Annotated in this window: 6 protein-coding genes; 2 read left to right on the top strand and 4 right to left on the bottom strand. The window is 74.5% G+C overall.

Annotation, left to right across the window (positions count from 1 at the left end):
- Positions 1–1,053 (bottom strand): GAF domain-containing protein (locus tag ABQ292_RS26075; protein ID WP_369210609.1); only part of this gene is annotated, 1,053 nt, incomplete at its 3' end.
- Between the two features lie 10 nt (positions 1,054–1,063).
- Positions 1,064–1,420 (bottom strand): STAS domain-containing protein, encoded by a 357-nt coding sequence (locus tag ABQ292_RS26070; RefSeq protein WP_369210608.1) that lies wholly within the window; start codon positions 1,418–1,420, stop codon positions 1,064–1,066.
- 69 nt (positions 1,421–1,489) lie between these two features.
- On the opposite strand from ABQ292_RS26070, the gene ABQ292_RS26065 reads away from it, so the two are divergent.
- Positions 1,490–1,912 carry an ATP-binding protein gene (locus ABQ292_RS26065; protein ID WP_369210607.1) on the top strand — a complete coding sequence of 141 codons (423 nt, stop codon included), beginning with the start codon at positions 1,490–1,492 and terminating at the stop codon, positions 1,910–1,912.
- A gap of 10 nt (positions 1,913–1,922) precedes the next feature.
- Here ABQ292_RS26065 and ABQ292_RS26060 read toward each other — a convergent pair whose 3' ends face one another.
- Together ABQ292_RS26060 and ABQ292_RS26055 are read right to left on the bottom strand one after the other, a co-directional pair.
- Positions 1,923–2,279, bottom strand: a complete 357-nt coding sequence (locus ABQ292_RS26060) for a cupin domain-containing protein (protein ID WP_369210606.1) — start codon at positions 2,277–2,279, stop codon at positions 1,923–1,925.
- A gap of 62 nt (positions 2,280–2,341) precedes the next feature.
- Positions 2,342–3,310 carry a TIGR03557 family F420-dependent LLM class oxidoreductase gene (locus ABQ292_RS26055; protein WP_369210605.1) on the bottom strand — a complete coding sequence of 323 codons (969 nt, stop codon included), beginning with the start codon at positions 3,308–3,310 and terminating at the stop codon, positions 2,342–2,344.
- A gap of 199 nt (positions 3,311–3,509) precedes the next feature.
- On the opposite strand from ABQ292_RS26055, the gene ABQ292_RS26050 reads away from it, so the two are divergent.
- The gene (locus ABQ292_RS26050) at positions 3,510–4,673 is read left to right on the top strand and encodes an RtcB family protein (protein WP_369210604.1); all 1,164 of its coding nucleotides are present in this window, start codon (positions 3,510–3,512) and stop codon (positions 4,671–4,673) included.

The following is a 4,673-nucleotide window of genomic DNA, read 5'->3' as shown; positions in this document are numbered from 1 at the left end:
GGCCAGCTCGGCCTCGCGCTGCGCCACCGCGACCGCCGCGTCGCGCTCGCCGGCCTCGACGGTGGTGTGCAGCAGCAGCGACGCGGTGCGGCCGAGGAACTCCGCGGCGGTGCGGTCGGCGGAGGAGGGCCGGTGCGGGCCGCTGTAGGAGTGGCAGGCGACGAGACCCCACAGCCGGCCGCGGTCGATCAGCGAGACCGACATCGAGGCGGTGACGCCCATGTTGGCCAGGTACTCCAGGTGCACCGGCGAGACGCTGCGCAGCACCGCGCCCGACAGGTCCAGCGGCCGCCCGGTGCCCGGCACCAGCTGCGGCGCCAGCGGCACCGGGGAGTAGGTGGCGTCGGGGATGAGCCGCATCCAGTTGGTCGCGTAGAGCGCGCGGGCCTGGGCGGGGATGTCGCTGGCCGGGTAGTGCAGGCCGAGGAAGGGCTCGAGGTCCGCGCGCCGGTCCTCGGCGACCACCTCGCCGTTCCACTCGGCGTCGAAGCGGTAGACCATCACCCGGTCGAAGCCGGTGAGCGCGCGCACCTCGCGGGCCAGGACGCCGGTCAGCCCCTCGAGCGTCGTCGGCGCCGACAGCCGCTGCAGCACCGTGGGCAGCCGGCGGTGCCAGGCGGCGCCGGCCTCCCCGGCTCCGGCGACCGGCTCCCACTCGGTGACCAGCAGGCCGCCGCTGCGGGAGAGCACGAGGTCGGCCTCGCGGCCGCCGGGTGCCACGCGCAGCGGCTCGGCCCCGGCGACGTCGCCGGCCAGCGCCTCGCGCAGCCGGCCGAGCTCGGCGGGGGTGAGCAGGTCGGCCAGCGTCACGCCGGTGACGTCGGTGCCGAGGACGTCGGCGGCGTTGGCCGAGGCGACGACCACGGCCAGGTCGGGCTCGGTGACCGCCAGCAGGGCGCCGTGCGGCTGGACGGCGCCGGGGACGGCGATCGGCTCCTCGGCGCAGCGCACGAGGGCGTCGGCGTTGCGGAACGGAGCGCCCGGGGCAGACGGCGCCGCGGGCGCCGGCGCCGTCGTGTCGAGCGCAGGCAGTGGCGGCTCGGGCGTCGTCACCGGCGCGACCCTACGACCCGACCTCCCCGTCGGCGCGGCCCGCCTGCTCCTGCTCCACCACCGGCACCAGCCGGTCCAGCTCGAGCAGGTCGATGACCAGGCGCACCGAGGTGTTCTGGCGGGGGCAGACGACCTGCAGGGTCGCGCCGGCCTCGGCCACCCGGCGGGCGGTGCGCACGATCTGCCGGGCGCCGGAGGAGTCCATGAACGTCGTCTCGGTCAGGTCGACCACCAGTGCGCCGGGCGACGTGGCCAGCTCGGCCTCCACGCACTCGGCGAGCCGCGGGGCCGTGGCGATGTCGAACTCACCGCGTACCCTCAGCGCGGGCCGCCCGTGCACCGCTGTGCGGTCGACGGCGAACTGCACGATCGGGCTCCCTCGGTGCGGTGGGCGGACCCAGGGAGCGTAGCCCGACGGCAGGGAGACAGGTCCGGCGTGGAGATCTCGTTCACGGTGAAGTTGCCCGTCGACGTCGACAGCGTGCCGTTCGTCCGGGGGCTGTGCCGGCAGGCACTGGAGCACCTGCGGATCGACCGGGCCGTCGTCGAGGAGACCACGCTGGCGCTCACCGAGGCGTGCGCGAACGTCGTCGAGCACTCCGGCGAGCACGCCGAGTACGAGGTGTCGGTCGAGATCAGCGACGACGTCTGCCGGATCACCGTCCTCGACGACGGTGCCGGCTTCGACCCCGGCGAGGTCGCCGACCGGGCTCCGGTCGAGGGCGGCGCGGGGCTGAAGCTCATGCAGTCGCTGGTCGACCGGCTCGACTTCCGCCAGGACCCCGACGGCCGGCACCGGGTGGGCCTGGAGAAGCGGCTGTCCTCCCGCCCCCAGCTGCGGCTGCTCGACCGCCGCTGAGCGAAGTCGCTCAGGAGGGTGGCGCGTCCCGGCCGCCCTCCTGCGCCGGTGGTGACGTCGCCTCCACCGCGGTGAAGGTCTCGACGATCTCGTAGGTGTGGCCCACGCCGGCCGGCACCACCCAGGAGTCACCCGGGCCGAGCTCCAGCGTCCGGTCCCCCGCGCGCAGCCGGGCCCGGCCGGTGATCACGTAGCCCACGGTCTCGTAGTCGCGGGTCGCCTCGGGCTTGCCCTCGCCAGGCTCTTCCGCGGCCCACAGGCGCATCGCGACCCGGGAACCCGCGGCCAGGTGGCGCTGGCCCATCTCCCCGGCCCGGACGGCCGTCGCCTCGACCCTGCTGACCTCGCCGCTCGTCGACTCGCTCACGGACGACGGCTACCCGGGGCCGGTGCCGGGCACGCCTCTCCGGCCGAGGTGTCCGGCCGCGGTCAGGACGACGGCGTGAGCGCGCGCACCCGGTCGATCAGCCCGCCGGCGCAGGCGTCGACGAAGCCGTCGGGGTCGGGGCCGGCGTTCTGCAGCACGATGTGGTCGAAGCCGGCGTCGACGTAGGGCTGCGCCTGCGCGAGGTGCCTGCCGACGTCCGGGCCGCAGGAGAACTGCTGCTTGATGTCCTCGAGGGTCACCGTCGCGCTGGCGGCGTCGAAGTTCACCGGGTTGGGCAGCTCGCTCATGACCTTCCAGCCGGTGACCGCCCAGCGGCTGGTCTCCAGGGCGGTCTGCGCGGCGGTGTCCTCGTCGGCCGCCCACGCCATCGGCACCTCGGCGTAGCGCGGGCCGGTGCCGCCGGCGTCGCGGTAGGCCGCCACGAGGTCGGCGCGGGGTTCGGTGGCGAACAGCCCGTCGCCGTGCTCGGCGGCCAGCGTGGAGGCGTTGTGCCCGCCGCTGGCGACGGCGATGACCGGCAGCTGGTCGGGCAGGTCGAAGATGCGGGCGTCCTCGAGCTGCAGGTGCCTGCCCTCGTAGGTCCGGTAGCCGCCCTGCCAGAGCAGCTTGATGATCTCCAGTGCCTCGGTGAGCATCTGGTGCCGGACGTGCACGGCCGGCCAGCCCTGGCCGACGACGTGCTCGTTGAGCCGCTCGCCCGAGCCGACGCCGAGGGTGAACCGGTTGTCCGACAGGATCTGCACGGTCGCCGCGGCCTGGGCGATGACCGCCGGGTGGTACCGGATCATCGGGCAGGTCACGCCGGTGGCCAGCCCGATCCGCTCGGTCCGGGCGGCCATCGCGCCGAGCATCGACCAGGTGAAGGCGCTGTGCCCCTGGACGTCGAGCCACGGGTGGTAGTGGTCGCTCAGCTCGACGAAGTCGAAGCCGGCCTCCTCGGCGCGGACGGTCTGCCGTACGACCTCGTTCGGGGGGAAGGCCTCGGTGGCGAGCTTCAGTCCGACCTGCATGGTCGTGGTTCCTCACTGTCGGGTTCGCGCTGGTCCGCCGTCCCGCCTGCCCGGTGCCCGCGGAAGGGAAACGGCGCGCCGGGGCCCGGCCTGGGCGCGCCGTCCCCGGGTAGTCCGGATGCGCACCGCGACGTCGCCGCGTCGACCGCCCCGGCCCTGCTCGCCTCGCGGGCCCGACCCGCGACGGGAGGAGAGGACCATGGAGAAGATCAGCGATCGGCTGCTCAGCTGGGCGTCGATCCTCGAACCGACCACGCGGGTGCAGGCCGAGCGCACCGCCTCGATGCCGTTCATCCACCCGCACGTGGCCCTCATGCCCGACGCCCACCTGGGCCTGGGCGCGACCGTCGGCTCGGTCATCCCGACCGACGGCGCGATCATCCCGGCGGCGGTGGGGGTCGACATCGGCTGCGGGATGATGGCCGTGCGCACCCAGTTCACCGGCGACGACGTCCGCGGCCGCAACCTGGCGACGCTGCACGAGCAGATCTCGCGCGCGATCCCGCTGTCGGCCGGCCGCAACAACAAGAAGGTGCGGGAGACGGCCGCGCCGCGCGTCGAGGAGCTGCGGGACCTGCCCGGAGCGGCCCAGGCCGACGGCGTCGTCCCCGACTGGCCGCTGCAGCTGGGCTCGCTCGGGTCGGGCAACCACTTCATCGAGGTCTCCCTCGACGAGGCCGACCGCGTGTGGCTGTTCCTGCACTCGGGTTCGCGCGGCGTGGGCAACAAGCTGGCGTCGAGGCACATCCGGGTGGCGCAGGAGCGCACGCGGGCGAGGGGCGTCGACGTCCCCGACCGCGACCTCGCCTACCTGGAGGAGGGCGAGCCGGAGTTCGACGCCTACGTCGAGGCGCTGCGCTGGGCGCAGCGGTTCGCCGCGCTCAACCGCGAGGAGATGATGGACCGCGTCGCCGAACAGGTGTCGCGGTTCCTCACCGAGGAGGTCCGGCGGGTGCAGGTGGTCCAGTGCCACCACAACTACACCGAGCGGGAGACCCACCACGGCGCCGAGGTGTGGCTGTCCCGCAAGGGCGCGATCGCCGCGCGCACCGGCCAGTGGGGGCTGATCCCCGGCTCGATGGGTGCCGCGTCCTACGTCGTCGTCGGCAAGGGCAACGCCGAGGCACTGATGTCGGCGCCCCACGGCGCGGGCCGCAACCACTCGCGGGGTGCCGCGCGGCGGATGTTCAGCCGGGCCGACCTCGACCGGCGCATGAGGGGCATCGCCTGGGGCCGGTCGGACGCCTTCCTCGACGAGCACCCCGACGCCTACAAGCCGATCGACGTCGTCATGGCCGACGCCGCCGACCTGGTGGAGATCCGGCACACGCTGCGCCAGGTGGTGAACGTCAAGGGCGACTAG

The organism is Geodermatophilus maliterrae (assembly GCF_041018925.1).
Classification (GTDB): domain Bacteria; phylum Actinomycetota; class Actinomycetes; order Mycobacteriales; family Geodermatophilaceae; genus Geodermatophilus; species Geodermatophilus maliterrae.
Note: the sequence above shows the minus strand (reverse complement) of the source record. Positions and strands in the feature narration are given on the sequence as shown.